At 65.1% G+C, this 26,860-nt stretch carries 25 protein-coding genes; 11 read left to right on the forward strand and 14 right to left on the reverse strand.

Translation table 11 applies throughout. The features are described 5' to 3' along the window. Positions 1-14: 14 nt before the first annotated feature. Positions 15-191: a type II toxin-antitoxin system HicA family toxin gene (locus tag ACZ9AQ_RS09280; protein WP_147933330.1), complete on the forward strand. Its 177-nt coding sequence runs from the start codon at positions 15-17 to the stop codon at positions 189-191. 81 nt (positions 192-272) lie between these two features. Next, positions 273-689, forward strand: a complete 417-nt coding sequence (locus ACZ9AQ_RS09285) for a type II toxin-antitoxin system HicB family antitoxin (protein WP_429203471.1) — start codon at positions 273-275, stop codon at positions 687-689. A gap of 90 nt (positions 690-779) precedes the next feature. Here the strand turns inward: ACZ9AQ_RS09285 and ACZ9AQ_RS09290 are convergent, their stop codons facing one another. Genes ACZ9AQ_RS09290 through mpl form a run of 4 tightly spaced genes read right to left on the reverse strand, consistent with a single transcriptional unit; the run spans position 780 to position 5,434 of the window. After that, positions 780-2,822: a ribonuclease catalytic domain-containing protein gene (locus ACZ9AQ_RS09290; RefSeq protein WP_429203472.1), complete on the reverse strand. Its 2,043-nt coding sequence runs from the start codon at positions 2,820-2,822 to the stop codon at positions 780-782. 2 nt (positions 2,823-2,824) lie between these two features. Beyond that, on the reverse strand, positions 2,825-3,415 hold the full coding sequence (locus tag ACZ9AQ_RS09295; RefSeq protein ID WP_429203473.1) for a chorismate--pyruvate lyase family protein: 591 nt from the start codon (positions 3,413-3,415) through the stop codon (positions 2,825-2,827). Positions 3,416-3,452: 37 nt separating this feature from the next. After that, complete coding sequence (locus ACZ9AQ_RS09300; protein ID WP_429203474.1) at positions 3,453-4,055, reverse strand: YqiA/YcfP family alpha/beta fold hydrolase; 603 nt, start codon at positions 4,053-4,055, stop codon at positions 3,453-3,455. Further along, a complete protein-coding gene (mpl, locus tag ACZ9AQ_RS09305; protein ID WP_429203475.1) occupies positions 4,052-5,434 on the reverse strand; it encodes a UDP-N-acetylmuramate:L-alanyl-gamma-D-glutamyl-meso-diaminopimelate ligase in 1,383 nt (460 codons plus the stop codon). The genes ACZ9AQ_RS09300 and mpl overlap by 4 nt, the downstream gene beginning before the upstream one ends. Before the next feature lie 89 nt (positions 5,435-5,523). Between mpl and ACZ9AQ_RS09310 the strand changes: the two genes are divergently transcribed. The 8 genes from ACZ9AQ_RS09310 (at position 5,524) to ACZ9AQ_RS09345 (ending at position 12,503) form a co-directional block, all read left to right on the forward strand. Next, the gene (locus ACZ9AQ_RS09310; RefSeq protein WP_429203476.1) at positions 5,524-6,150 is read left to right on the forward strand and encodes a hypothetical protein; all 627 of its coding nucleotides are present in this window, start codon (positions 5,524-5,526) and stop codon (positions 6,148-6,150) included. Positions 6,151-6,164: 14 nt separating this feature from the next. Next, the gene (locus ACZ9AQ_RS09315) at positions 6,165-6,731 is read left to right on the forward strand and encodes a TlpA family protein disulfide reductase (RefSeq protein ID WP_429203477.1); all 567 of its coding nucleotides are present in this window, start codon (positions 6,165-6,167) and stop codon (positions 6,729-6,731) included. Between the two features lie 131 nt (positions 6,732-6,862). After that, complete coding sequence (gene aroQ / locus ACZ9AQ_RS09320) at positions 6,863-7,294, forward strand: type II 3-dehydroquinate dehydratase (RefSeq protein ID WP_429203478.1); 432 nt, start codon at positions 6,863-6,865, stop codon at positions 7,292-7,294. Positions 7,295-7,389: 95 nt separating this feature from the next. After that, positions 7,390-7,848, forward strand: a complete 459-nt coding sequence (gene accB, locus ACZ9AQ_RS09325; protein WP_429203479.1) for an acetyl-CoA carboxylase biotin carboxyl carrier protein — start codon at positions 7,390-7,392, stop codon at positions 7,846-7,848. A 115-nt stretch (positions 7,849-7,963) separates the two neighbouring features. After that, complete coding sequence (gene accC, locus ACZ9AQ_RS09330; RefSeq protein WP_429203480.1) at positions 7,964-9,364, forward strand: acetyl-CoA carboxylase biotin carboxylase subunit; 1,401 nt, start codon at positions 7,964-7,966, stop codon at positions 9,362-9,364. After that, a complete protein-coding gene (gene prmA / locus ACZ9AQ_RS09335) occupies positions 9,361-10,311 on the forward strand; it encodes a 50S ribosomal protein L11 methyltransferase (RefSeq protein WP_429203481.1) in 951 nt (316 codons plus the stop codon). Before accC ends, prmA begins: the two co-directional genes overlap by 4 nt. A 6-nt stretch (positions 10,312-10,317) precedes the next feature. Further along, positions 10,318-11,550 (forward strand): DUF3426 domain-containing protein, encoded by a 1,233-nt coding sequence (locus tag ACZ9AQ_RS09340; protein WP_429203482.1) that lies wholly within the window; start codon positions 10,318-10,320, stop codon positions 11,548-11,550. A gap of 11 nt (positions 11,551-11,561) precedes the next feature. Then, complete coding sequence (locus ACZ9AQ_RS09345) at positions 11,562-12,503, forward strand: carbohydrate kinase family protein (protein WP_429203483.1); 942 nt, start codon at positions 11,562-11,564, stop codon at positions 12,501-12,503. 193 nt (positions 12,504-12,696) lie between these two features. Here the strand turns inward: ACZ9AQ_RS09345 and ACZ9AQ_RS09350 are convergent, their stop codons facing one another. Both ACZ9AQ_RS09350 and ACZ9AQ_RS09355 read right to left on the reverse strand, forming a co-directional pair. Then, a complete protein-coding gene (locus ACZ9AQ_RS09350) occupies positions 12,697-13,224 on the reverse strand; it encodes a YggT family protein (RefSeq protein ID WP_429203484.1) in 528 nt (175 codons plus the stop codon). Positions 13,225-13,339: 115 nt separating this feature from the next. After that, positions 13,340-13,660 carry a hypothetical protein gene (locus ACZ9AQ_RS09355; RefSeq protein ID WP_429203485.1) on the reverse strand — a complete coding sequence of 107 codons (321 nt, stop codon included), beginning with the start codon at positions 13,658-13,660 and terminating at the stop codon, positions 13,340-13,342. A 31-nt stretch (positions 13,661-13,691) separates the two neighbouring features. On the opposite strand from ACZ9AQ_RS09355, the gene ACZ9AQ_RS09360 reads away from it, so the two are divergent. After that, the gene (locus ACZ9AQ_RS09360; protein WP_429203486.1) at positions 13,692-14,723 is read left to right on the forward strand and encodes a hypothetical protein; all 1,032 of its coding nucleotides are present in this window, start codon (positions 13,692-13,694) and stop codon (positions 14,721-14,723) included. Positions 14,724-15,504: 781 nt separating this feature from the next. Here the strand turns inward: ACZ9AQ_RS09360 and ACZ9AQ_RS09365 are convergent. The 8 genes from ACZ9AQ_RS09365 to ACZ9AQ_RS09400 form a co-directional block, all read right to left on the reverse strand. Next, the gene (locus ACZ9AQ_RS09365; RefSeq protein WP_429203487.1) at positions 15,505-15,978 is read right to left on the reverse strand and encodes a hypothetical protein; all 474 of its coding nucleotides are present in this window, start codon (positions 15,976-15,978) and stop codon (positions 15,505-15,507) included. A gap of 24 nt (positions 15,979-16,002) precedes the next feature. Continuing rightward, positions 16,003-17,745: a PQQ-dependent sugar dehydrogenase gene (locus ACZ9AQ_RS09370; RefSeq protein ID WP_429203488.1), complete on the reverse strand. Its 1,743-nt coding sequence runs from the start codon at positions 17,743-17,745 to the stop codon at positions 16,003-16,005. A 158-nt stretch (positions 17,746-17,903) separates the two neighbouring features. Further along, positions 17,904-19,007 carry a ribonucleotide-diphosphate reductase subunit beta gene (locus tag ACZ9AQ_RS09375; protein WP_429203489.1) on the reverse strand — a complete coding sequence of 368 codons (1,104 nt, stop codon included), beginning with the start codon at positions 19,005-19,007 and terminating at the stop codon, positions 17,904-17,906. Between the two features lie 119 nt (positions 19,008-19,126). Further along, positions 19,127-22,045, reverse strand: coding sequence for a ribonucleoside-diphosphate reductase subunit alpha (locus tag ACZ9AQ_RS09380; protein WP_429203490.1), 2,919 nt, complete (start codon positions 22,043-22,045; stop codon positions 19,127-19,129). A gap of 601 nt (positions 22,046-22,646) precedes the next feature. Continuing rightward, positions 22,647-24,107, reverse strand: coding sequence for a sigma-54-dependent transcriptional regulator (locus tag ACZ9AQ_RS09385; RefSeq protein ID WP_429203491.1), 1,461 nt, complete (start codon positions 24,105-24,107; stop codon positions 22,647-22,649). A gap of 3 nt (positions 24,108-24,110) precedes the next feature. Next, positions 24,111-25,724, reverse strand: coding sequence for a sensor histidine kinase (locus tag ACZ9AQ_RS09390; protein WP_429203492.1), 1,614 nt, complete (start codon positions 25,722-25,724; stop codon positions 24,111-24,113). Between the two features lie 39 nt (positions 25,725-25,763). Next, positions 25,764-26,012: a PP0621 family protein gene (locus tag ACZ9AQ_RS09395; RefSeq protein ID WP_429203493.1), complete on the reverse strand. Its 249-nt coding sequence runs from the start codon at positions 26,010-26,012 to the stop codon at positions 25,764-25,766. Then, on the reverse strand, positions 26,012-26,815 hold the full coding sequence (locus ACZ9AQ_RS09400) for a cytochrome C assembly family protein (RefSeq protein WP_429203494.1): 804 nt from the start codon (positions 26,813-26,815) through the stop codon (positions 26,012-26,014). Before ACZ9AQ_RS09400 ends, ACZ9AQ_RS09395 begins: the two co-directional genes overlap by 1 nt. Positions 26,816-26,860: the final 45 nt, after the last annotated feature.

The following is a 26,860-nucleotide window of genomic DNA, read 5'->3' on the forward strand; positions in this document are numbered from 1 at the left end:
ACTGGGGACACGCGGTGAAACAGAGCGAGTTCGTCAGGTGGCTGAAGCTTCAGGGCGCGACGTTCAAGGATGGCACCAACCACTTGAAGGTCTACCTCAACGGACAGCAGACCATCCTGCCGAGGCACCCGAGCAAGGAGCTCAAGACAGGCCTTGTCGAGGGCGTAAAGAAGCAGTTAAAGCTGAAGTAATAGCCCGATTAAATTGCCCGCTCAAGTCTTTGTCACGGAGCACCGTAACTCAGTAAATTAAATGCAAGCCATGGAGTGTGTATGAAATATCCTGCAACCTTTAGCCCGGCCGAAGAAGGCGGATTCGTTATCACGTTTCGAGATATCCCTGAGGCGATTACCCAAGGCGACGATGAGGAGGAATCGCTCAGGGAGGCGCAAGATGCGCTCGTTAGCGCGATGGACTTCTACTTTGAGGATAGCCGGCCCGTGCCCGCGCCTTCGAAAGCACGCAGAGGCGAACGCCTGGTCGCGTTACCATTAAGCGTGTCGGCCAAGGTGCTGCTTCTGAACGCGATGATCGAGCGCCAGGTCGGTCCTTCCCAGTTGGCCCGTCTCATGGGAATTAAGCCTCAGGAAGTGAATCGCATTATCGACCTGGGCCATAATACGAAGATCGATACCGTCGCGAACGCGATGGCCGCGCTCGGACGCGAGCTGGATGTCGTTGCTGTCTAGTGACGGTTAGCGGCGAGATCATCCGATTCGAAATCGGTGCCGATCACCATCACCGCGTCGGCGGCGAACCGCGGGCCGCCGAGGCCGCCCCTACGACGCCGACGCCGGCGCCGGCGCCGGCGCGTCCCCGGTATCAACCGCCGCCACCGCGCCTTCGGCCTCGACCACCTCGGCCACGGCCGCTTCGCCGGTGTCCGCTTCTTCCTCGTCGTCGAGCGCAGCGTCCGGCTCGGCGGCCGCCACTTCGAGCAGGCGCGCTTCGAGCTGCAGGTCGACCTCGTCCCAGCGCACGATGTCGAGCTTGACTTGCGCGCCGCGCGCCACTTGCGGCATGCCGGTCAGGCGCACCACCAGCGGCACGTCGACCAGGCGCACCAGCTCATCCTTGAGCACGACGGCGTCGGCCTGCTTCACCTTCTCTTGCCCCAGCCAGCGCAGGCACCAGTAGCGCTCCATGTTCTGCTGGAAGTCGTTGTACGCCGCATAGGCGGCATCGAATCCCGAGACGATGGAGAACAGGGTCGCGTCGCGGTGCTTGAACGGGGCCACCAGCGGCGCCGTCACGCCGTGCTCGGCGGCGGCCAGGATCTGCCACTGGTTGACCAGGTCGGTATACCGGCGCAGCGGCGAGGTGCTCCAGGCGTACTGGTCCACGCCCAGGCCCTGGTGCGGCGCCGCGTGCGTGACCATGCGCACCTGCATCTTGGCGGCCCAGCCGCCGGCGCCCGGCGTCTGCGAGCGATAGATGCCCGGCACGCCCGAATCGTGCAGCAGCTTGCCCCAGGTGCTGTTGGCGAAGATCATCAGCTCGGCCACGATCTTGTCCAGCGGCGCGCCGCGCTTGCGGCGCACGATCGAGACCACGTCGTCCTCGACGTAGAAATTGAAGTCGACCCGGTTCGCCTGTTCGGGCTTGAGGCCGAAGGCTTCGCGCTTCTTCATGCGGCCCGCTTCCAGCTGCAGCGCCCACTTCCACAGCAGGCCCAGTTCGTCCTTGTGCGGATAGTCGCCCTCGCCGCTCTCCAACGTCTCTTCGTTGACCACGTGATCGAGGTCGTTGTGGCGCAGATTGTTCTTGATCGGCACGCGCTCGGCGCGGGTCGTGGTCGACTTGACGCTCCAGTCGGCAGGGTCGAGCACGGCGTACAGCGACAAGGCCGGGCAATCGCTGCCTTCGGCGAGCGTAAACGCATTGACTACCTCGTCCGGCAGCATGGTGATCTTGTCGCCCGGCATATACACGGTGGACATGCGCGCGCGCGCGATCTTGTCGATCGCGTCGTCCGGGCGGATGCCCAGGCCCGGCGCGGCGATGTGGATGCCGACCTGCACGCTGCCGTCATCCAGGCGCACGACCGAAAACGCGTCGTCGATCTCGGTGGTGGTGACGTCGTCGATCGAGAAGGCGGCGACGGCGGCCAGCGGCAGGCCGCCCGGTGCCTTCGGGACCTCCACGGGCGCGAAACCGGCGCCGCGCGGGAAGTGCTCGAACAGGAAGCGGCCCATGTGCAGCTCTTTCGGCGACTCCAGGCCGCCGACGTCGAGCATCAGGCGCGGCGGGCTGGTCTGCAGTTCGCTGGCCGCCGTCTCGAAGGCCTTGTATTCGATGGTGTTCTTGTCGGGCTTGAACAGCAGCTGGTGCACGATCTGCTGCATCGGCTGCGGCAGCTTGCCCGCCTTCAGTTCATCCACATAGCCGGCCTGCACGATGGCCTGCTGCTTCTTCTTTTCGATGCCGGCCAGCGCCGCCTTCAGCGACTGTTCAGGCGCCGCCTTGTAGCGGCCACGGCCTTTCTTGTGAAAATAGATGGGGGCGCCATGCAGGGCCAGCACCAGGCCGGCGGCTTCGTGCGGCAGCGGCGCGTGGCCGAAATACTCGAGGCCCAGCTCGGCGAAACCGAATTCTTCTTCGCCAGCGACTTCCCACAGGAAATCAAGATCAACCTCCTGAACGATTGCCTTGGCCGCGTCCAGCAACGCTTGCGGCTCGGGCTTGTCGAACTGCAGCAGCACGTCGCGCGTCTTGACCTTGGTGCGTTTGCCGCTCGGCATCTCCACCTGGTAGGCCTCGCCCGCTTGCGACAGGATGGCGCCGACCTTGAAGTCGCCCGATTCCTCGAAAAATACGTTCATAGTTAAGTAGTGTTCTTCATGGTTGCAGCCGCTCCCAGTTCCAGCACCGCGGGCAAGAATACCTCGGTGACCAGGAGCAGGCCTTGACGGCGGCGATAGACGCAGCGCCGCGCGTAATAAATGTGCTTGTCAGCGTCGCCTTGCTTGCCGAGCGCGGCGTGCGCACGGCGCACCAGCGGATGGTCGGCAGACAGACGCGCAAATTCCAGTGGCCCACGCCGCACCAGCGGATCGTAGAACAGCGTGCTGCCCAGCGAGCGCTCACCCAGCGCCGAGAACAGCGGCCAATCGGCGGCATCGCACTCCATCGGCACCACCGTGTGGGCGAATACCACCGGCGCGCCGTCGCACTCGAGCAGCACTTCGCGTTCCCAGACCCGCTGCGCGCGCGCAAGGCCGATCGCCGCGGCTTCATCCATCAGGCATGGCGCGCTGCGCTGGTGCAGGCGGCGCACCCGGAACGCGGCGCTGCTGGACACCAGGCGCGCCGTCAGCGAACCGGGCGTGACCAGCCAGTCGCGCATGCGCTGCGGCGCGCGCAGCGCGCGCGCATGCGGCTGCCACGCAGCCAGGCGCAACGATTTACGCTTCACCGCGCGTCCTTCACTGCGCGCCCTTCACTGCGGCCCTTCACTGCGCCGCGTCCACCGGTTTCAGACCGCAAAACGCCAGCACCTCGTCCACATACTGCGCGAATTCCGGGATCGCATGGTCGCTGCCCTCGATCACGTGCTGGCGCGCTCCCGCATAGTGGGCCACCATGTCGCGGTAGTCCAGCACTTCGTCGCCGGTCGCGGCCAGCAGGAAGTACCGCTCCGGGCGGGTGATCCGCGCCACGCGCAGCGCCTGCAGCTCGCCGACGTACTCCTGGCGGAACTCGAACGGTTCGTCGGAATGCCAGGCGGTGGTCAAGCCGACATGTTGTTCCAGGTTGCGGGTCGGGTCGACCGCGGGATTGACGACGACCGCGCGCACGCCCAGGCGCTCGGCCAGCCAGCATGCATAAAAGCCGCCCAGCGACGAGCCGACGATGGCTAACTGATTGGGCGCATGGCGTTCGGCCAGCGCCAGCGCGAGCTCCATCGCCGCCTTCGGCGACGCCGGCAGCTGCGGGCAGATCAGGCGTTCTCCCATGCCGGCCTGCGCGAGCCGCTCCTGCACCACGCGCGCCTTGAACGAGCGCGGCGAGGAGCGAAAGCCATGCAGGTACAGCAGGTAAGGCGCCTGGCTCATGGCGCCAGCGCGTCCAGCAGTTTCTGGTGCACGCCGCCAAAGCCGCCATTACTCATCACGAGGATGTAGTCGCCCGGCTGCGCTTGCTGCACGATGGCCTGCACCATATAGTCGATCTGGTCGAAGCTGTGCGCGATCTTGCCCAGCGGTGTCAAGGCGTCGGCCAGCGACCAGCCCAGCGCCTGCTGGCTGCCGAAGCCGAACACCAGGTCGGCATCCTTCAGGCTGCCCGGCAGCGCATCCTTCATGGCGCCCAGCTTCATCGTGTTCGAACGCGGCTCGAGCACGGCCAGGATGCGCCCGCCCGTGCCAACGCTTGGTCCAATCCTTTGACGCAGGCCGCCGACCGTGGCAGCGATCGCCGTCGGATGGTGGGCGAAGTCGTCGACCACGGTGATGTTATTGACCACGCCGCGCACTTCCATGCGCCGCTTGACGTTCTGGAAACGCGCCAGCGAGTCGATCGCCTGGGCCACGGGCACGCCGACATGGCGGGCGGCGGCGATCGCGGCCAGCGCGTTCGAGCGGTTATGCTTGCCCGTCAGGTCCCAGTGCACGGTGCCCTGAAGGTCGCCCTTGAACAGGACGTCGAAACTGGCGCCGCCCGGATGCTCGACCATGGTCCAGTCGACGCCGTCGGCCGACCCGAAGCTTTCCTTGTCGCTCCAGCAGCCGCGCTTGAGCACGCGGCCGATCGACGCTTCATCGCCATTCACGACCAGCCGGCCCACGCCCGGCACGGTGCGCACCAGGTGGTGGAACTGGGTCTCGATGGCGCCGATATCGGGGAAGATGTCGGCGTGGTCGTATTCCAGGTTGTTGAGCACCGCGGTCTTGGCGTGGTAGTGCACGAACTTGCTGCGCTTGTCGAAGAAGGCGGTGTCGTATTCGTCGGCTTCGATCACGAAGAAGTCGCTCGGCTGGTCGCCATGCAGGCGCGCCGAGACGCCGAAATTCATCGGCACGCCGCCGATCAGGAAGCCCGGCGCATAGCCCGCGTCTTCCAGGATCCAGGCCAGCATCGAGGTGGTCGTGGTCTTGCCGTGCGTGCCGGCCACGGCCAGCACCCATTTTTCGCGCAAGATGTGTTCGCCGATCCACTGCGGGCCCGAGACGTAGGGCAGGCTGCGGTTCAGGATCTCTTCGATCAGCGGATTGCCGCGCGTCATGACATTACCGATCACATACAGGTCGGGCTGCAGCGCCACCTGTTCCGGACCATAGCCCTGGATCAGCTCGATCCCCTGGGCTTCCAGCTGGGTGCTCATGGGAGGATAGACGTTGGCGTCGCAACCGGTCACGCGGTGGCCCGCTTCCTTGGCCAGGACGGCCAGGCCGCCCATGAAAGTGCCGCAGATGCCGAGGATATGAATGTGCATGGAGAGAATGTCTAACCAGGAATGAATGGACGAATACGCGATTCTACCCGAGCCGCTATCATTTTCCGTTCAAGAGTATGATCCCAGGCATGATGCCGAATCTGAACACCGATCTCCTCCAGTTGCGTAACGAGATCGCGCTGGCCGCTGCGCGCATGATCGCGCAAGACGGCGCCGATCTCGATACCGCTCGCCGCAAGGCCGTCCGCCAGGTGCTGGGCGTCACCCCTTTGAGACCGAACATGCTGCCCGACGACGCGCAAGTCGAGGACGAGGTGCGCAAGTACCTGGCCCTGTTCGGCGGCGCCTTTCATGCCGAGCGCCTGGCGCACCTGCGCGCGACCGCGCTGCAGGTGATGGAAGCCCTGGCCGACTTCCACCCCTATCTCACCGGCGCGGTCCTCAACGGCACCGCCGGCGAGCACGACGACATCCACCTTCAATTGTTCGCCGACAGCGCCAAGGAGGTGCAGATCTACCTGCTCAACCGTAATGTTAATATCGATATTTCGGAAACCCCGCATTTCAAGGGGGGCCGCCATGCGCCGGTCGAGACCGTGACCTTCCCGTGGATGAAGGAGACGGTGCATGCCGAACTGTATGAATACCAGGACCTGCGCGGCGCCCTCAAGCCGCGCGCCGACGGCCGTGCGCAGCGCATCGACATGAGCGGCCTGCGCGCGCTGATCGCGGCGGACGACAGGAATGCCAACTGAGTGGAAACTGACGAATGAACAAGAAACATCTGACCGCGTATGCGGCAGTCGCCGCGCTGTTCGGCGTGATGGGCGCCCTGGTGGCGGTGTACAAGAAGCCGGCGCAAAGCGTGCTGCCTGCCCCGGCCACCGTCGCCCGCGACGGCCAGGTCACCAACCCGGTCACCAACCTGTATGCACAGTCGCTGAACGACCTCGAAGGCAAGTCGCAACCGCTGGCCCAGTGGAAGGGCAAGCCCTTGCTCGTCAATTTCTGGGCCACCTGGTGCGGCCCCTGCGTGCGCGAAATGCCCGAGCTGTCGCACCTGGCCAGCGAGGATGGCGGCAAGCGCTTCAACGTGATCGGCATCGGCATCGATTCGCCTACCAATATGAGTGAATTCGCCGCCAAGATGAATGTCACCTATCCGCTGTACGTGGGCGGCATGGGCGGCACCGAGCTGTCGCGCGGGTTCGGCAATACGAATGGCGGCTTGCCATATACCGTGCTGATCGGCGCCGATGGACAGGTGATCAAGACCTATCTGGGCGAACTGAAGTTCGATGAATTGCGCGCCGACCTCGCCAAACTGGAATCCTGAGCCGACAAATTACGAACGACCGTACGATTGACACTGCTGCTAACTCCGCCTATCGCCCGGCAATTTTACTGCTTGCCAATAGCTGAGCTAGGCGGCACAATGCCTGACTTTCGGGCAACCAGACTCTCACTATGGCGAAAAAGCTACTGCTGCTGAACGGCCCCAACCTCAATTTATTGGGGACGCGGGAACCGGCGGTGTACGGCACGACCACCCTTGCCGACATCGAACAAGCTGCAGTCGCCCAGGCCAGCCAGGCCGGCGCGGCGCTGGAATATTTCCAGAGCAACCATGAAGGAGCGTTGATCGACCGCATCCATGCCGCGCGTGCCGAGGGCGTGGATTGGATCGTCATCAACCCTGGCGGCCTGACCCATACCAGCGTAGCCCTGCGCGATGCGTTCGCCTCGGTGGCCATTCCCTTCGTGGAGGTGCATATTTCAAATATCCACCAACGCGAATCCTTCCGGCACCACTCCTATCTGTCTGGAATCGCGCGCGGCGTGATCTGCGGACTGGGGGCGGACGGATATCGGTTTGCCATCGACTTCGCACTTAAATAGCGTTAATCTACGTCAACTTCATGTAACAGCGGCCGCGCGACCTATTCCTACGCAGCGGCCTGCTCTCTAAAACGAATAATTCCAAGGGGTTTCACATGGATCTACGAAAACTCAAGACCTTGATCGACCTGGTCGCTGAATCGGACATCGCCGAGCTGGAAGTGACCGAAGGCGAAAGCAAGGTTCGCATCGTCAAGTCGTCCGCAATCCCGCAGAACCAGATGGTCATGCTGCCGCATCAGGGCGTGCAGCAATACTCGGCGCCTGCCGCTGCCCCTGCGGCGCCGGCGGCCGCGCCTGCGGTCGCCGCCGAACCGACCGGCCACGTGGTCAAGTCGCCGATGGTCGGCACCTTCTACCGCTCGTCCGCGCCTGGCGCCGCCGCCTTCGTCGAAGTCGGCCAGAGCATCAAGGAAGGCGACACCCTGTGCATCATCGAAGCGATGAAGCTCCTGAACGAAATCGATGCCGACGTCTCCGGCACCGTCACCAAGATTCTCGTCGAAAACGGCCAGCCGGTCGAATTCGGCCAGCCGCTGTTCGTGATCGGCTGATCTGCTTCTCCAAGCCGGCCAGCGCGTACGACGCGCGCCGCCGGCTCACCCATGACGTGTCCGGCGCCGCCTGTCCTTTCAGCCGCGCCGGTTTTCACTGAATACCGGACCTACCATGTTTGAAAAAATCCTCATCGCCAACCGTGGTGAAATCGCGCTGCGTATCCAGCGCGCCTGCCGCGAGCTGGGCATCAAGACGGTCGTCGTCCACTCCGAGGCCGACAAGGACGCCAAGTACGTGAAACTGGCGGACGAATCGGTCTGCATCGGACCGGCGCAATCGACCCTCAGCTATCTGAACATGCCCGCGATCATCAGCGCCGCCGAAGTGACTGACGCCGAGGCGATCCACCCGGGCTACGGCTTCCTGTCCGAGAACGCCGATTTCGCCGAGCGCGTCGAAAAGTCCGGCTTCGTCTTCATCGGCCCGCGTTCCGACTCGATCCGCCTGATGGGCGACAAGGTGTCGGCCAAGCAGGCGATGATCAAGGCCGGCGTGCCGTGCGTGCCGGGATCGGACGGCGCCCTGCCGGACGATCCGAAAGAGATCGTCCAGACCGCGCGCCGCGTCGGCTACCCGGTCATCATCAAGGCCGCCGGCGGCGGCGGCGGCCGCGGCATGCGCGTGGTGCATACCGAAGCGGCGCTGCTCAATGCGGTGCAGATGACCAAGACCGAAGCCGGCACTGCCTTCGGCAATCCGGAAGTCTATATGGAGAAGTTTCTGGAGAATCCGCGTCACGTGGAGATCCAGATCCTGGCCGACGAACACCGGAACGCCGTCTGGCTGGGCGAACGCGACTGCTCGATGCAGCGCCGCCACCAGAAGGTGATCGAGGAAGCACCGGCGCCGGGCATCCCGCGTAAACTCATCGAGAAGATCGGCGACCGCTGCGCCGAAGCCTGCCGCAAGATCGGCTACCGCGGCGCCGGCACCTTCGAATTCCTGTACGAGAACGGCGAGTTCTACTTCATCGAGATGAACACCCGCGTCCAGGTCGAGCACCCGGTCACCGAGATGATCACCGGGATCGACATCGTGCAGGAGCAGATCCGCATCGCCTGCGGCGAGAAGCTGCGCTTCCGCCAGCGCGACATCATGCTGTCGGGTCACTCGATCGAGTGCCGCATCAATGCCGAGGATCCGTTCAAGTTCACCCCGTCGCCAGGCCGCATCACCGGCTGGCACCCGCCGGGCGGTCCTGGCATCCGTGTCGATTCGCACTCATATGCCGGATACTATGTGCCACCTCACTACGACTCGATGATCGGCAAGGTAATTTCATACGGTGCGACCCGGGAGCAAGCGATCCGCCGCATGCAAATCGCGCTCTCCGAAATGGTGGTCGAAGGTATCCTCACCAATATTCCGCTGCATCGCGAACTGATGGTCGACGCCCGTTTCATCGAAGGCGGCACCAATATCCACTACCTGGAGCAGAAACTGGCCGCCAAGCCCGATCTGCCGAAGGAAACGGCGCTCGGCGCCAAATCGGAAGCCAAGGTCAAAGAATGAGCTGGACTGAAGTCGTCATCGAGATCGCCCGCGACCACGCGGAAGCGCTGTCCGACGCCCTGATGGAGGCGGGCGCGCTGTCGGTGTCCGTCGAGGACGCCGACGAAGGCACCGAAGACGAAAAACCCCTGTTCGGGGAGCCGGGCATGGAACCGACCCAGGCCGCATGGGACCACAGCCGCGTCGTGGCCCTGCTGGAGTCCGACGCCGACCAGCTGGCGATCGTCACCGAGGCCGCGCAGGCGGTCAGGCTGGACGTGGTGCCGGCCTTCACCACCCGCAAGGTCGAAGACGCCGACTGGGTGCGCCTGACCCAGTCGCAGTTCGAGCCTATCCACATCGGCAAGAACATCTGGGTCGTGCCGAGCTGGCACGAAGCGCCCGATCCATCCGGCCTGATCCTCGAGCTCGATCCGGGCCTGGCCTTCGGCACCGGCAGCCATCCGACCACCCGCCTGTGCATGGAATGGCTGGAGGCCCATCCGGCGCCGGGCAAGTCGGTGCTGGACTATGGCTGCGGCTCGGGCATCCTGGCGATGGTGGCCAAGAAGCTGGGCGCGCACGACGTCGCCGGCGTCGACATCGATCCGCAGGCGATCGAGTCCGCGCGCGCCAACGCCGAACGCAACGGCGTCGAGATCGACTACTACCTGCCCGACACCTTCGCGCTGTCTGGCAACGAGCGCCATGCGGGCGGCAAGTTCGACGTCGTGGTGGCCAACATCCTGTCGAGCCCACTGAAGCTGATGGCGCCGATGCTGGCCGGCCGCGTGGCCGATGGCGGCAGCCTGGTCCTGTCGGGCGTGCTGGCGCGCCAGGCGGAGGAAGTCGCCGCCGCCTATCTACCCTTCATCAAGCTGGGCGTCTGGGCCGAGCAGGACGGCTGGGTTGCCCTTCACGGGACGCTCGGCCAGGACAGCGCGCCGCCGCCCCGCACCCAAGGCTAGACAGGCATGGCGCTCGCCACCCAATGCCCCCACTGCGGTACGCTGTTCCGCGTCGCCGCGGACCAGCTCAAGCTGCGTGGGGGCATCGTGCGCTGCGGCGCCTGCCAGCAGGTCTTCGACGGCAATGCGGGGCTGGTCGACCTGACCGCCGCGCAGAGCGCCGCTGCTTTATCCCCAGGCGCCACGCAAGACACGTCCGCGACCAACGCTTCGATCGCGCCAGATTCCGGCAAGGATGGCGGCCAGAATACCGGCCAGGACGCCGATCAGCCGATCTACACGCTCGAATTCGACCGCGCGCTGTCGCCGTTCGGCATCCTGCCGCATGCCTTGAACGAACCGGACGCCGAGCAGGACCTGGCGGTCGAGGCCGAGGCCGCACCAGCTCCTGTGGCCGACATCCAGGTGCACGAGGAGCGCGCGGCTGCCCCGCCGCCGGCCGATGGCCGCGATAGCCACGATGGGCCGGCGCCAGCCGCAGAAGCCATGGCGGGCGCCGCCGAACCCGTGGCGCGCCAGCCGGCGCCGGATGCGCCGCCGCTGCTGCTGCGCGAATCGGCCGGCGGCTCGCCGCCGATCGTCTCGCCCGCCGCGGCGCCGCCATCCAGATCCCCGCGCGGGCGCGCCGCCGAAGCCCGTTCGCGCCGTTCCAAGCTGACCCCGACCCGGATCGAAGAGACACCCAAGCTGCGCGTGCCCGAGATCGACGAACCCGAGTTCGTGCGTCGCGGCCGCCAGCGCGAGCAGTCAGGCAAGGCCGTGCGCATCGCGATGATCGCCGGCAGCATCCTGCTGCTGCTGGCGATCGTCCTGCAGGCGATGGTGAGCTTTCGCGACATATTGGCGGCCCGCTATCCCGGCCTGCGCCCGGCCCTGGTCTCGGCCTGCGACCTGTTCGGCTGCCAGGTCGGGCTGCCGGCGCGGCCGGACGCGCTGGTGATCGAAACCGGCGAACTCATTACCCTGGGCGGCAACGCCTATACCTTGAACACCGTGCTGCGTAACGGCGGCGACCTGGCGCTGGCCTGGCCCAGCATCGAGCTGACCCTGAACGATCGCGATGACAAGCCGCTGGTGCGGCGCGTGTTCGGTCCGCGCGACTACGTTCCCCAGCTTGCCGACGCCGAGGGCGGCAACATCACCGGCTTCGGCGCGCGCGCCGAGCAGCCGGTCAAGATCCATTTCAGGCTGGAAGGACTCGAGCCTTCCGGCTACCACATTGCCGTTTTCTACCCCTGAAGGCTGAACCCATGACCAAAACCGCCCTGATCTGCGGCTCGCTCGCATTCGACAAGATCATGCAATACCACGGCCGCTTCGGCGACACCCTGCTGGCCGACCAGCTGCACCGCGTGAATGTGTCGTTCCTGGTGCCGACCCTGCGCACCGAATACGGCGGCTGCTCGGCCAACATCGCCTACAACCTCAGGCTGCTGGGCGGCGAACCGCTGATCATGGGCACCCTGGGCATGGACGGCGGCGACTACCTGAAGCGCATGGAAGAGCAAGGGCTCCAGACCCGCGGCATCCGCACCATCGCCGACGCCTATACCGCGCAATGCTTCGTCACCGCCGACCAGGACAACAACCAGATCAACGCCTTCCACCCGGGCGCCATGCAGTTCTCGCACCAGAACAACGTGGCCGACCAGGGGCCGCTGGCGGTGGCGATCATTTCGCCGGACGGCCGCGACGGCATGATCAAGCATGCGCGCGACTGCGCCGAGCTGAAGGTGCCGTTCATGTTCGATCCGGGCCAGCAGCTGCCGATGTTCTCGGGCGACGAGCTGATCACCTTCATCGGCCAGGCCAGCTACCTGGCGTGCAACGATTATGAATTCGAGATGGTGATGGACCGCACCGGCCTCTCCCAGGCCGACATCGCGGCGCGCCTGGATGCCCTGGTGATCACACGCGGCGCCGAAGGGTCCGACATTCATGCCGGCGGCGAGCACTATCGCATCCCGGCGGTGCAGGCAGCGAACGTGGTCGACCCGACCGGCTGCGGCGACGCCTACCGCGCCGGCCTGCTGTTCGGGATCACCAACGGCCTGGACTGGGCCACCAGCGGCCGCATCGCCAGCCTGCTGGGCGCGATCAAGATCGCATCGGCGGGCGGCCAGAACCACAGCTTCACGCCGCAGGAATTCGACCAGAAATTCGAGGCCGCCTTCGGCTTCAAGTTCCGCTGATTTACCTTGCCCGGTAAGTCGTAGGGTCGGCGGCCGAGCCGCCGACGCGTTGAGTGTTACCGGCGCCGATATCGCGCCGGATGATCTTGTTGCCAACCATCGCCGCGTCGGCGGCCGAGCCGCCAACCCTACGGGATGAAAAAATGGCCTTGCGAATGCAAGGCCATCTTTGTTTCCGGCTCGCTGCGAGCGACTAGAAGCCGAACACCTGCCGCAGGACGAACAGCAGGATCTGGATCAGCACCAGCGCCACCAGCACCGACAGGTCGATGCCGCCGATCGGCGGGACCACGCGCCGGATCGGGCGCAGCACCGGCTGGTTCAGGGCGTGCACGAACGGCGCCAGCGGCGCGTTCGGGTTCACCCAGCTGAAGATCGCTTCGATGATCAGGAGCGCCATGAAACCGTACAGGATCCAGTTCAGGAAGCGGTGCAGCGCATACAGCAGCACCATCTCGCCGCTGCCGCCCTGCAGCAGCACGAACGTGCTGGCCAACAGCACCACCAGGAAGGCGCCGATCAGGCTCGCCCAGTCGTAACCCCGGGTGCCCGGCACCACGCGCCGCAGCGGCATCACCAGCCAGTCGGTGATGGTGTGCACGAACTGGCGGATCTGGTCGGGCAGACGCACGCGGATCGCGTTCGTCCAGAAACGCAGCAGCAGCACCCCACCCAGCAAGCCTGCGATGATATCGACGATAAACTGAAGAATGAACAGCACGGACTCTCCTCAAAAAAAAACCGCTGTGCGAACAATCACACAGCGGCATTGTGCCTGAAGCAGATCCGACTTGCCATGCGCACATGGTGCGCGGCAGGTCGGAAGACGTCCGGTATTAAGGACGGCTGCTGGTCGGGAACGGCCATGCGGTCGGCGCCAGCACGGTCTTCGCCGGCGCGGCGCTTGGCGCTGCCGGAGCGGCGCCTGGTGCGTCTGCCGGTTGCGCGGCGGTGGTCGCTGCCGGCTTGGCGGCCGGTTTCCTGGCGGCCGGCTTTTTCGCTTCCGGCTTGGCGTCGGCCTTGGCGTCAGCCTTCACTTCCGGCTTGGTTTCGGCCTTGGTGTCGACTTTGGCTTCCGGCTTGGCTTCGGCCTTGGCCACTACTGCTGGCTTGGCTTCTGGCTTGGCGACAGCGGTCTTGGTTGCTGCAGCTTTCACTGGAGCAGCTTTTTTAGCGGCTGGAGCAGCCTTGTTTGCAGCCGGCGCAGCTTTATTAGCGGCCGGCGACGCTTTTTTTGCTGCGGGCGACGCTTTCTTCACTGCTGGTTTTGCGGCGGTTTTGGTGGCGGTCGCTTTTTTCGCTGCCGGTTTGGCGGCGGTTTTGGTCGCGGTCGCTTTCTTCGCTGCCGGTTTGGCCGCGGTTTTGGTGGCGGTCGCTTTCTTCGCTGCCGGTTTGGCCGCGGTTTTGGTGGCGGTCGCTTTCTTCGCTGCCGGTTTGGCGGCGGTTTTGGTGGCGGTCGCTTTCTTCGCTGCCGGTTTGGCGGCGGTTTTAGTGGCGGTCGCTTTCTTCGCTGCTGGCTTGGCGGTTTTGGTCGCGGTTGCTTTCTTCGCTGCCGGTTTCGCGGTTGCCTTGGTCGCGGTCGCTTTCTTCGCTACTGGTTTAGCGGCGGCCTTGCTTGCAGTCGCTTTTTTGGCTGCAGGTTTAGCGGCGGCTTTGGTGGCGGTTTTCGCGGTCGACTTGGCGGCTGGTTTAGCGGCGGCCTTTTTCGCTGCCGGCTTGGCTGCCGGTTTAGCGGCGGCTTTCTTTGCTGCCGGCTTGGTTGCCGACTTGGCTGCCGGTTTAGCGGCGGCTTTCTTTGCCGCCGGCTTGGCTGCCGATTTCGCTGCCGGTTTTGCGGCGGCTTTCTTCGCTGCCGGCTTGGCTGCCGGTTTAGCGGCGGCTTTCTTCACTGCAGGCTTGGCTGCCGGCTTGGCTGCCGATTTGGTCGCGGTTTTGGCCGTTGCTTTGGTAGCAGCGGTTTTGGTCGCGGCGGTCTTGGTTGCAGTAGTTTTCTTTGCAACAGGTTTAGCAGCGGTTTTCGCTGCCGGCTTGCTCACGGCCTTGGCTGCCGGCTTGGCGGCTGCCTTGGTGGTGGTCTTGGTCGCGACTTTCTTTGCGACTGGTTTCTCTGCCGCAGCCTTTGCGCTCGACTTCGTCGTGGACGACGGCGCGCTCTTTACTGCTGCCTTTGCTGCTGGTTTCTTAGCGGTTGCCATTCTTGTTCTCCTTCATCTGCGATGAGAAATACGCTCGAGGTTTAAAACCCGCCGGATCAAACCCGGCGAATTATTCATCGGACCAAAGCAAGCGTCGATTTAGGCCAATGAATCCGGCACCGGCTGAACTGCTGCAACTCCTCACAGTTGCAGCGCTTCAGCCAACATCGACAGGTCACCGTTCCAGCGTTTCACATCGCTACCCTTGCGGGTGCGAAAAGAAAAAGCCGCCTTGCCTGAGCAATTGGTCAGACAAGCCGGCTTGTTCTTTTCGCTTCGCTTCCGTGCATACTGTTTGGTTCAGCGTCCTATTATTCGATCGATTTTGCCCGATGCCCGCGACAATATCACATCTTCTCGATTTGACAAATTCAATCACGTAAAGTACGCGCATTCTTTGTGAGCGCGCAACCGTGAATCGCAAAAAGAGTCGCGTGATTTGGACGGTGAATTGCGCGCCCGCGCGCCAATCAACGACATGCCCGACATGCGCTGCAGCCTTTACCTATCGCATTTCAACTGATCGATAAGCTGGAATCACGCCGCCATCGTGCCTCTGCCAGCGGGGCATATTCATGTTTCAGTGTCGCATGATTGCAAAGACCGGCCAGCGCACCACTGCATCTGAATCAACGTCATCCGAGTAAGTCTGCATATACGCGAGAGCGCATTCTCCGCACCCAATGCCGCCAGTCGAAAGGAGCATCCATGCCAACCACGTCGCTGCACGACGATCCCTCCGCCATCCCGGCGCTCGGCCACAGAACCAGCGGATCCATGTGCTGAAGAATGTCGCGACGTGCGGTTCACAGGCCGAACGGCCCGTACCAGTAAGTGATGTCGATGACCGCGCCGCGCTTTGACACATAAGCCTGGCGCGTTTCGCAGTTGACGAACAGCGCGCGGAAGGTGCCGTCCAGTTGCCGGCGCGGCATATCAGCCGGATGGCTGCCGGCGGGAACCAGCGGCCCCTGCCTCTTGGCGTGGCCGTGTTTCGGATCGGTGTTTGTATTGAGCATGCCGGCCAGCCTGAAAACTCCGTGGGCGTCGCGCGCCACGGCATCGTTGATCAAGCCGACGCAGGCGTCGTCGCGTGGCGCGTCCTTCACCTGCTCGGCGAGGACCAGCGGTGGCTGGGCAACGGACTCCGGTTTCCCGGCGGCGCAGGCGCCAAGCGTGAAGGGCGCAAGAACGGTCAGCAAAATGACAGGGTGGCGCATGCGCTGCTCCGGATCGTGGATGTCCAGGGATCGACGCGGCCCGCGCCGCATCTTTCCCATCTTAGCGCACGCCCTGGCGCCGATCTAGCGTTTCGGCATCGGGGTCGACACAGGGGTCGGCACAATGCGCCACACGGCGCCGCCGGCGTCGTCCACCACCAGCAAGGCGCCGTCGGCCGCGACTTCGACCGCGGCCGGGCGGCCCCAGACCTCGCGGTCGCTGATCACCATGCCGCTCATGAAGTCCTGGTACTGCCCGGTCGGCACGCCATCCTTCATGAACACGCGCGCCACCTTGTAGCCGGTGCGCACGCCGCGGTTCCAGGAGCCGTGCAGCGCGACGAAGACCTCGCCCTCGTACTCCTTCGGGAAAGCGTGCTTCGCGCCCTTCGGCGCGTGGTAGACCACCATGCCCAGCGGCGCCGAGTGGGCCTGCAGCAGCACGTCCGGGGTGATCGTCTTGCCCTTCAGGTCGGGGCGGATGCCCTTCAGGCGCGGGTCTTCGTTGTCGCCGATGTAGTACCACGGCCAGCCATAGAAGCCGCCCTGCTTCACGCGGGTCAGGTAGTCCGGCGGCAGGTCGTCGCCCAGCGCGTCGCGCTCATTCACATTGCACATCACGTCGCCGGTGGCCGGATACACCAGCAGGCCGACGCAGTTGCGCAGGCCAGTCGCGTACGTGCGGCGGTTCTTGCCGTCCGGGTCGAACGCCATCACGGTGGCGCGGTCGGTCTCGACGCCCCAGGCGGCGCCGAATCCGTGGCGTTTTTCCCACTCGGCGATCGGCAGCGGCGGTTGTGGACCGATGTCGCTGGCGACGTTGGTGGCCGAGCCGATCGACAGCAGCATCGTCTTGTCGTCTTTCGAGAACACCAGGGTGCGGGTGGTGTGGCCGCCGCTGGTCTCGGACAGCGAGGGAATCACCACCTCGGCTGCCGCGCGCGCCTTCAGGTCGCCGTTGCGGTAAGGGATGCGCACCACCGAATTGACGCCCGCCACGTACAGGTATTGCGGGTTGGCGCCGGACGGCCAGAACGCCATGCCGTAAGGACGCGACAGGCCGGTGGCGAACACGTCGGCGGTATCGGCCTTGTCGCCGTTCTTCGAGCGCAGCACTTTCACTTGGCCGGCGCCGGTGGCGGCCAGGAACACGTCGCCGTTCGGCGCGCGCAGGAGCGTGCGCGGCTTGTCGGCATCCTGGGCGAACACGCTCACTTCGAAGCCCGGCATCACGGTTGGCAGCGCGCCGTTCGGACGCGCCTGCACGCGCGGGCTGTTGCCGGCGCTGTCGGTGGCGAACGGCCTGGCCAGATCGGTCGGCTTGATGTGGAAAATCTTGCCGGGCCGGGTATCGTCCCAGGAGCCGGCGCGGTCCGCCGGCCTGGCGGCTGCGGCCGGCGTGGCCGGCGCTGCGGCGCCGGCGGCCGCGGGTCCTTGCAGGCTGGCCAGATAGTCGATCAGCGCCGCGCGCATCTTCTGGTCCGGCACGCCGACCGGCATCGTGGTGCCGGGCACCCGCTTGGCCGGGTCGAGCAGGAATACGTCCAGCTCTTCGCGGGTCCAGACCAGGCCCGCGGCGCCGGCCTTGGCCAGCGCCCCCGAATAGCCGAAACCGGGGACGCCGGCGGCCTTGCGGCCGACGACGCCGAACATGCCGGGACCGGCCAGCGGCGACAGCTTCGCATCGACCGTGTGGCAGCTGGCGCAGTTGTTCTGGAAGATGGTGCGGCCGGCGGTGACTTGCGGCGCGGAGGCGGCATGAGCGACGGATACCGTCGCCAGGCTGGCGAGCATGAGGACATGCAGCGTCAGGGAGTTGGCTTGCAAGGTTGTCTCCTGGTCAGGCGGGAAAAATCGCCATCATAGGGCAAGTCATCCCCGTACGGGCATTTCATATGGTTCAAGTTAGCCCGGTGTCGCAATAAACGAGCGGGCAAGAAAAACCCCGCACATGCGGGGTCTCGATGCTGCGATGCCGGCTCGGATCAATCCCAGCTCAGCGTGCCGCCGGTCTGGTATTCGGTCACACGCGTCTCGAAGAAGTTACGCTCCTTCTTCAGGTCGATCATCTCGCTCATCCACGGGAACGGATTCTCTTCGTTCGGGAACAGTGGCTCCAGGCCGATCTGCACGGCGCGGCGGTTGGCGATGAAGCGCAGGTAGCCCTTGAACATCGGGGCGTTCAGGCCCAGCACGCCGCGCGGCATGGTGTCTTCGGCGTAGCGGTATTCCAGGTCGACCGCCTGCAGGAACAGGGCGTTGATCTCTTCGCGGAATTCCGGAGTCCACAGCTGCGGGTTTTCCATCTTGATCGTGTTGATCAGGTCGATGCCGAAGTTCACGTGCATCGACTCGTCGCGCAGGATGTACTGGTACTGCTCGGCGGCGCCGGTCATCTTGTTCTGGCGGCCGAGCGCCAGGATCTGGGTGAAGCCGACGTAGAAGAACAGGCCTTCCATCAGGCAGGCGAAGACGATGATCGACTTCAGCAGCTTCTGGTCGTTTTCGGTCGTGCCGGTCTTGAATTCCGGGTTGGTCAGGACGTCGATGAACGGGATCAGGAACTGGTCCTTGTCGTGGATCGACTCGATCTCGTTGTAGGCGTTGAAGATCTCGCCTTCGTCCAGGCCCAGCGATTCGACGATGTACTGGTAGGCGTGGGTGTGGATCGCCTCTTCGAAGGCCTGGCGCAGCAGGTACTGGCGGCACTCGGGGGCGGTGATGTGGCGATAGGTGCCCAGCACGATGTTGTTCGCGGCCAGCGAGTCGGCGGTCACGAAGAAGCCCAGGTTGCGCTTGACCAGGCGGCGCTCGTCTTCCGACAGGCCGTTCGGGTTTTTCCACAGCTCGATATCGCGCTGCATGTTCACTTCCTGCGGCATCCAGTGGTTGGCGCAGCCGGCCAGGTACTTGTCCCAGGCCCATTTGTACTTGAACGGCACCAACTGGTTCACGTCGGTTGCGCCGTTGATGATGCGCTTGTCGTCGGCGTTGACGCGCTTCGCAACCTCAGCGGCGGGAGCGGCGTCGGGATTGGCGGCTTGTGGGGCGCGCGGGGCGCTGGTTGGTTCGTCGTCCCAGGAGAGCATGGTGATTTCCTTCTTTTGTGGCCTGGCGCGAGCAAGCGCGGTGAGGTCACATGGTGTGTTGATAGCGGAGATGAATGGTGCGCGCCGACCGTCCGGTCGGCCCGCACCCGGTTACAGCATTACTGGCAGGCTTCGCATTCCTCGAAACCATCGTCGCCCGGACGCAGGTAGCAGGCGGCGCCTTCGGCTTCTGGCGCGGCTGGTGCTGCGGTCACTGGCGCTGCCGCCGGCGCTGCATGGCCTGCCTGCAGGCCGCCCGAGACCGGCACGGCGTTCAGGGCGCCGGTGCGGGTGGTCGACTTTTCCAGGTGGGTCGCGGCGATGGTGCGCAGGTAGTAGGTGGTCTTCAGGCCACGCAGCCACGCCAGTTTATAGGTCTCGTCCAGCTTCTTGCCCGAGGCGCCGGCCATGTAGATGTTCAGCGACTGCGCCTGGTCGATCCACTTCTGGCGGCGCGAGGCGGCTTCCACCAGCCACTTCGGCTCGACTTCGAAGGCCGTCGCATAGAGGTCGCGCAGGTCTTGCGGCACGCGGTCGATCTTCGACAGCGAACCGTCGAAGTACTTCAGGTCGGCGATCATGACTTCGTCCCACAGGTCGCGCGCCTTCAGGTCGCGCACCAGGTACGAGTTGATCTCGGTGAATTCGCCCGACAGGTTCGACTTCACGTACAGGTTCTGGAAGGTCGGTTCGATGCAGGCCGACACACCGATGATGTTCGAGATGGTCGCGGTCGGGGCGATCGCCACGCAGTTCGAGTTACGCATGCCGAACTGCTTGATGCGCTCGCGCACCGGGGTCCAGTCCATCACTTCGCTGGTGTCCTGCTCCAGGTAGCCGCCGCGCTCTTCCGCCAGCAGCTTGATCGAGTCCTGTGGCAGGATGCCGCGGTCCCACAGCGAGCCGGTGTAGGTCTCGTAGCGGCCGCGTTCCTCGGCCAGCTCGGTCGAGGCCAGGTAGGCGTAGTAGCAGACGGCTTCCATCGAGACGTCGGCGAACTTCACCGCCTGTTCCGAGGCGAACGGGATGCGCATCATGTGCAGGCAATCCTGGTGGCCCATGACGCCCATGCCCACCGGACGGTGGCGCAGGTTCGAATTCTTCGCCTTGTCGACCGCGTAGTAGTTGATGTCGATGACGTTGTCCAGCATGCGCATCGCGGTGCGGATGGTCTTTTGCAGCTTGACGTGGTCCAGGCCATCGCCCTTCATGTGCTGCGGCAGGTTCACCGAACCCAGGTTGCAGACGGCGATTTCGTCGGCGCTGGTGTTCAGGGTGATCTCGGTGCACAGGTTCGACGAGTGCACCACGCCCACGTGCTGCTGCGGCGAACGGATATTGCACGGATCCTTGAAGGTGATCCATGGGTGGCCGGTTTCGAACAGCATCGACAGCATCTTGCGCCACAGGTCCATCGCTTCGATCTTCTTGAAGACCGCCATCTCGCCATTGGCGGCCTTGGCTTCATAGCCCACATAGGCTCGTTCGAAGGCCTTGCCGGTCAGGTCGTGCAGGTCCGGCGTCTCGGACGGCGAGAACAGGGTCCAGCTGCCTTTTTCCATCACGCGCTTCATGAACAGGTCGGGAATCCAGTTCGCGGTGTTCATGTCGTGGGTGCGGCGGCGGTCGTCGCCGGTGTTCTTGCGCAGGTCCAGGAATTCTTCGATGTCCAGGTGCCAGGTTTCCAGGTAGGCGCAGACCGCACCCTTGCGCTTGCCGCCCTGGTTCACCGCCACCGCGGTGTCGTTGACCACTTTCAGGAACGGGACCACGCCCTGCGAACGGCCGTTGGTGCCCTTGATGCGCGAGCCCAGCGCGCGCACCGGGGTCCAGTCGTTGCCCAGGCCGCCGGCGAACTTCGACAGCAGCGCGTTTTCCTTGATGGCGTCGTAGATGTCTTCCAGGTCGTCGCCGACGGTGGTCAGGTAGCACGACGACAGCTGCGAGCGGCGGGTGCCCGAGTTGAACAGGGTCGGGGTCGAGCTCATGAAGTCGAACGACGACAGCAGGTTGTAGAACTCGATGGCGCGCGCTTCGCGGTCGCTTTCCCTCAGGGCCAGGCCCATCGCGACACGCATGTAGAAGGCCTGCGGCATTTCGATGCGCACGTCGCGCACGTGCAGGAAGTAGCGGTCGTACAGGGTCTGCAGGCCGATGTAGCCGAACTGCAGGTCGCGGTCGGAGACAATGGCCTTGGCCAGGCGCTCGAGGTCGTACTTGCCCAGCTCTTCGTCCAGCAGCTCGTTGTGGATGCCCTTGGCGATGTATTGCGGGAAGTAGGTCAGGTATTCGGCGGCGGCGCCGGCTTGCGGCACTTCGTGGCCAAACACTTCTTTACGGATGGTGTGCAGCAGGATGCGGGCGGTCACCTGGCTGTAGGCCGGGTCCTTTTCCATCAGCGCGCGGGCAGCCAGGATGGCGGACTTGTACAGCTCCTCGACCGGCACGCCGTCGTACAGGTTCTTCATGGTCTCGGCGACGATCGCGTCGGCGTCGACGTGCTTTTCCAGGCCCGAGCAGGCGGCGTTGACCAGGGCGTGGACGTCGTTGATGTCCAGCAGGCGGCGCGCGCCGCCATCGACCACGTGGATCTGCGGCGCGGCGACCGGCGCGCCGCCAGCGGCTTCCTTGGCCGCGCGGCGCTCGTCCATGCGCTTGGCGCGGTACAGCACGTATTCACGTGCGACATCGTGCTCGCCCGAACGCATCAGCGACAGCTCGACCTGGTCCTGCACGTCTTCGATATGGAACGTGCCGCCGTTCGGCTGGCGGCGCACCAGCGCGGTCACCACATTGCCGGTCAGCTGTTCCACCAGTTCGCGGATGCGCGCCGAAACCGCGCCCTGGCCGCCGGCCACGGCCAGGAAGGCCTTGGTCATCGCGACCGAGATCTTGTGCGGCTCGAAAGCGACGACGGCGCCGTTGCGGCGAATGACGCGGTAATCGCCGCGCGCGACGATCTCGGCCGGGGTTTGGCTGGTCGACGCCGATCCTGGGGTGACGTGTTGGTTGATCGAGATGTTCTGTGCTGTTTGCATTGAGCCTCCAGGATGAGCGGTCGGACCGCCTTTGTTACATGAGGACCGGGTGGCGGATGGCGCCATGGTCCGTCAACAAAATTAAAAGCAAAAACAAATCCCTGCCAGCCGGTGGCCGATGCTGGCAAACCAGAGAAGCAGGGTAAGAATAATAAATAAAGCGTTTAAATACAGCGCGTCAGAAAGTACCTAATAGACAAGTCGCTGAACAAATGTGTGAGCAATTTGTGGGCAACTTGTGGACAACATGCTGACAACTCACTGCAGGCCAATATGCTGGTGCCGTTCGGTCTGCTACCACTACATCTAGTGCCAAGCTTTGATATGAGACTAATTGTAGTACCTCGCTTGCGATCGAGGCAAGCTAATAAATGGTCATTTTTTTTGTTTTTTGGCGCGTGCAGCCTTGACATTTCAGCGTCGTACAACAGAAGGGGAGCACACGGTGAGCAAGCACTAACATCAGGAAAATCTGCACTAAACAGGCGCCTTGCGCGCGGAATCACCACGCGGCGCGCATGCTCCGCCACAGCGCATTATGCACCAAAATAATTACCGCAAAGTAACATAATCGGATGATCGACGCTGCAGGACGAATGCCTCAGTCGTCCGGGGCGCTGATGTCCAGTTTCTGCATTTGATAACGCAGCTGGCGCACGCTGATCCCCAGCAGGCTCGCCGCCTGGGTGCGGTTGAACTGGGTCTGCTGCAGCGCGCGCCCGATGATGTCGCGTTCGACCTGTGCGAGATATTCGGGCAGGTTGCCCGGCAGCTCGGCCGGCCCGAGCGCGACCGGGGCCGCCACCGGTGCGGGTGCGGGCGGCGGCGCCGGAGCAGCGGCAGGGGGCGCCGCCGTCGGCGCCGGCGCCGGCGCAGCAGCCGGCGCGACCGCCCCGCCCTGCCCTGCCTCCACCGGCCGCGCCGCCTTGAGCGACAAGTCCCCGACCTGGATCGCGCCATCGTTGGCGAATGCCAGCGCCCGCTCCAGCACGTTCTCCAGCTCGCGCACGTTGCCGGGGAAGGAATACGCCTTCAAGGCTTCCAGCACGCCCGGTCCCAGCGACGCCTGTCCCGGCCCGGCCAGCCGCTGCAGGATGCCGTCGGCCAGCAGGGCCAGGTCGTCCAGCCGCTCGCGCAGCGGCGGCAGCGCCAGCTCGATCACGTTCAGGCGGTAGAACAGGTCTTGCCTGAACTTGCCGGTCTCGACGCAGCGCGCCAGGTCCTGGTGGGTGGCGCTGATGATGCGCACGTCGACCGCTTCCTCGCCCGTCGCGCCGATCTTGCGCACGCGCCGTTCCTGGATCGCGCGCAGCAGCTTGACCTGCATCGCCAGCGGCAAGTCCGCCACCTCGTCCAGCATCAGGGTGCCGCCGTCGGCGGCCTGGAAGAAGCCGTCGCGCTCCTCGGCCGCGCCGGTGAAGGCGCCCTTGCGGTAGCCGAAGAACTCGGCTTCCATCAGGGTTTCGGGGATCGCGCCGCAGTTCACCGCCACGAACGGTTTCGAGGCGCGCGAACTCTGGGCGTGGATCTCGCGCGCCGCCAGCTCCTTGCCGCTGCCGGATTCGCCGGTGATCGAGATCGGCGCCATCGAGCGCGCCAGGCGCGCGATCTGCGAGCGCAGCGACTGCATCGCCGGCGAGTGACCGATCATGCGTGACGCGATCGCTCCACCGTCGGCCGCCGCCGCGCCCCCTTCCGACAGTTTCAGGGCCGAGCGCACCATCACGCGCAGCGCGTCGAGCGCCACCGGCTTGGCGATGTAATCGAACGCGCCGGCCTTGAGCGCCACCACCGCATTCTCGGCGCTGCCGTAGGCGGTGATCACGGCGACCGGGGTACCCTTGCCCGAGGCGGCGATCTCGCGCACCAGTTCCAGCCCCAGGCCGTCCGGCAGGCGCATATCGGTCAGCACCAGCGCGTAGTCGTGCGCCTCGAACAGGCTGCGCGCCTGGCGCAGGGTCGCGGCGCTGTCGACGTCCAGGCCCATCTTGAGCAGGGTGATCTCGAGCAGCTCGCGCAGGTCGGCTTCGTCGTCGAGCACCAGGATGCGGGGCGCGCTCATGGCCTACTCGAGCGCGAAGGTGATGACAAAGCGGCCGCTGGCCTTGCGCGGCCCCAGCGCGGATGGGTCGAACCGGTATTCATAATCGAGTTTCGCATCGTTGTTCAGGCACAGTTCGCGCGCCAGGTAGAGCCCCAGGCCGGTCCCCTTGCTCGACGTAGTATAGAAGGGCTCGAACAGGTGGTCGCGCACTTCGGTCGTGATGCCGGGGCCGTCGTCCTGCACGTGCAGCTCGCGCCGACCGGCGGCATCGCGCGCCGGGAAGATGCGGATGCTGGCCGGCCGGCGGCTGGCGTAGCGCACCGCGTTGTTCAGCAGGTTGAGCAAGACCTCGTGCAGGTGCAGCGGATCGAAGCGCACCGCGCTGCCGCCCGGATCGCCTATATAGACTATATCACCGGCCAGGCCGTGCATTTCGCAGAATTCGGCCTTCAGCTCGTCCAGGAAAGGGCCGAGCGCCACCGGTTCGCCGTTCGGCTGGGCCTTGCGCGACAGCTGCAGGATGTCTTCCACCATGCGGTTCACGCGCGTCACGTTGTCGCGCACGATCTTCAGCAGGCGCACCTCGGCCGGCCCGTGCAGGTCTTCGGCCAGCAGCTCGGTGGCGTGGCCGATCGCCGACAGCGGGTTACGCACCTCGTGCGCGATGCTGGCGGTCAGGCGGCCCATCGAGGCCAGCTTGAGTTGCTGCGCCTGGTTTTCGATGGCGCTCACGTCCTGCATGAAGATCACGCTGCGCCCGGCCGCGTCCCCTCCGTCGGCCACGCGCGCAAAGCGCAGCTTGAGGTGCACCGGCTGGTCGCGCCGGCCGCGCACGTCGCCGGCGCCGTTGCCTTCGCGATAAGGTTTCAGGGTGACGAAGGCCTTGTCGTTGCCGGGCACGGCCAGCCAGGCATCGAAGGCGAGCGCCACCGGATCGAAGGCGGGCGCCGCGCGCAGCGAAAACGCCGAGGTGTCGGCCAGGCCCAGCATGCGCCGCGCCGCCGGGTTGCCGGTGAACACGGCGCCGTCCGCCCCCACCACCAGGATGCCGTCGCCGACGTCGGCGATCACGATCTCGTTGATCGCCTGCTGGATGCGCAGGTCGGCGCCGCGCTGGGCCGCCAGTTCTTCTTGCTTGAGCAGGCGCGCCGCCAGGCGGTTGACCATCAGCACGCCGGCGAAGAAGGCGGCGCCGAACAGGCCGGCCTGCATCAGGGGCGGGTTGCGCCCCTCGACCACCAGCTGCCAGACGTTCAGCCCGAGCAGGAACAGCGTCGCGACCGCCGCCGCGAACAGCGCCAGCAACAGCGGCGCCAGGATCGCGGCGCCGGCCAGCGGGAACAGATACAGGATGCCCAGGCCGCTGCGCATGCCGCCGGCGGCCAGGTAAAGCAGCGAAATCACCAGCAGATCGACCGCGATCTGCAGCCCGAGCTGGATCAGGAAGCGTTGCTGCCAGCGCGCCGCCAGCGCGAACAGCGCCGCCGCCAGCACATAGACGACGCAGGTTTCGGTGTTGACCGGGTCCGGGCGCAGCTGTCCGCTTTCCAGGTCGACGCCCAGGTACAGCAGCAGCACCAGCGCAATGACGATGCGGGTGACGGTGAAGGTCTGGAGCGAACGCCACAGGGTCACGCGCGCTCCCGCCGACAGCCTGCCGGGCGCGGACTTCAACTACTTGGGCGGCAGGCGCACGTGGCCTGGCGAGCAGTAGTCCTGGCCGTCGGCGTGCACCGATTCGGACGCCGGGAAATATACGCCGCAATGGGCGCACTGGGCCATGGCCTCGATCTGGCCGGTCGGCGCGGCCGGGCCGCGCCCCATATCGGGCGGAACCCCATGGCGTTTTGCCAGCGCGCGCAGCTTGCTGCGCACGGCGAAAACGATGAGGACGATGAGGGCAATCCAGAACAAGATACGCATCAGTAGACTCCCCGGTGCAGGACGACCTCGAGCACGAAGCGACTACCGACGTAGGCCAGCGCCAGGGTGGCGAAGCCTGCCAGCGTGAAGCGCAGCGCGGTCTTGCCGCGCCAGCCCTGCCACTTGCGCCCGGCCAGCAGCGCCGCGAACAGCGCCCACGAGAGCAGCGCGAACACGCTCTTGTGGTCGAGCAGCAGCGGCCGGCCGAACACCTGTTCGGAGAACACGAAGCCCGACAATACCGTCAGGCTGAGCAAGACGAAGCCGATCCAGATCACACGGAACAACAGTTTTTCCATGGTGAGCAACGCCGGGAGCTGGTCGAGCGCGGAGCCAAACCAGCCGCCGCCGGCGTTGCGGGTATGCAGCCGCGTTTCCTGCAGCGCCATCAGCACGGCGTGGAAAGCGGCGATGGTCAGGGTGCTGTAGGCCAGCACCGCGACCGCGATATGCCAGCCGAAGGCGGCGGTCTTGCCGGCCAGCGGCGTCAGGGTGCCCGGGAACAGCAGCGGCAACAGGGTGGCCGCCGCCGCGAACGGCATCACCAGGCGGCGCAGGCTGTCGAGGGCGAAATTGCGGTTCTCGACCCAGTAGGCGGCCACCGACACCCACAGGGCGCTGGAAATCATGATGGCGAAGCCGACCCGCAGCCGTCCCGGCACCATCACGTCCATGCCGAGCGCGACGCCATGCAGGATCCAGGCCGCGGCGGTCACGCCCGAGATGACGGCGCCCAGCCGCGACGGCAGCAGGGCGCATACCGCGTACAGGAAGGCAGCGGCAAGGAAGAGGGAATTCTGCATAATAAGAGTCTACACCATTGGCCGCGGCCAATGGTGTAGACGTAG

It is taken from the genome of Massilia sp. UYP34, assembly GCF_056279385.1.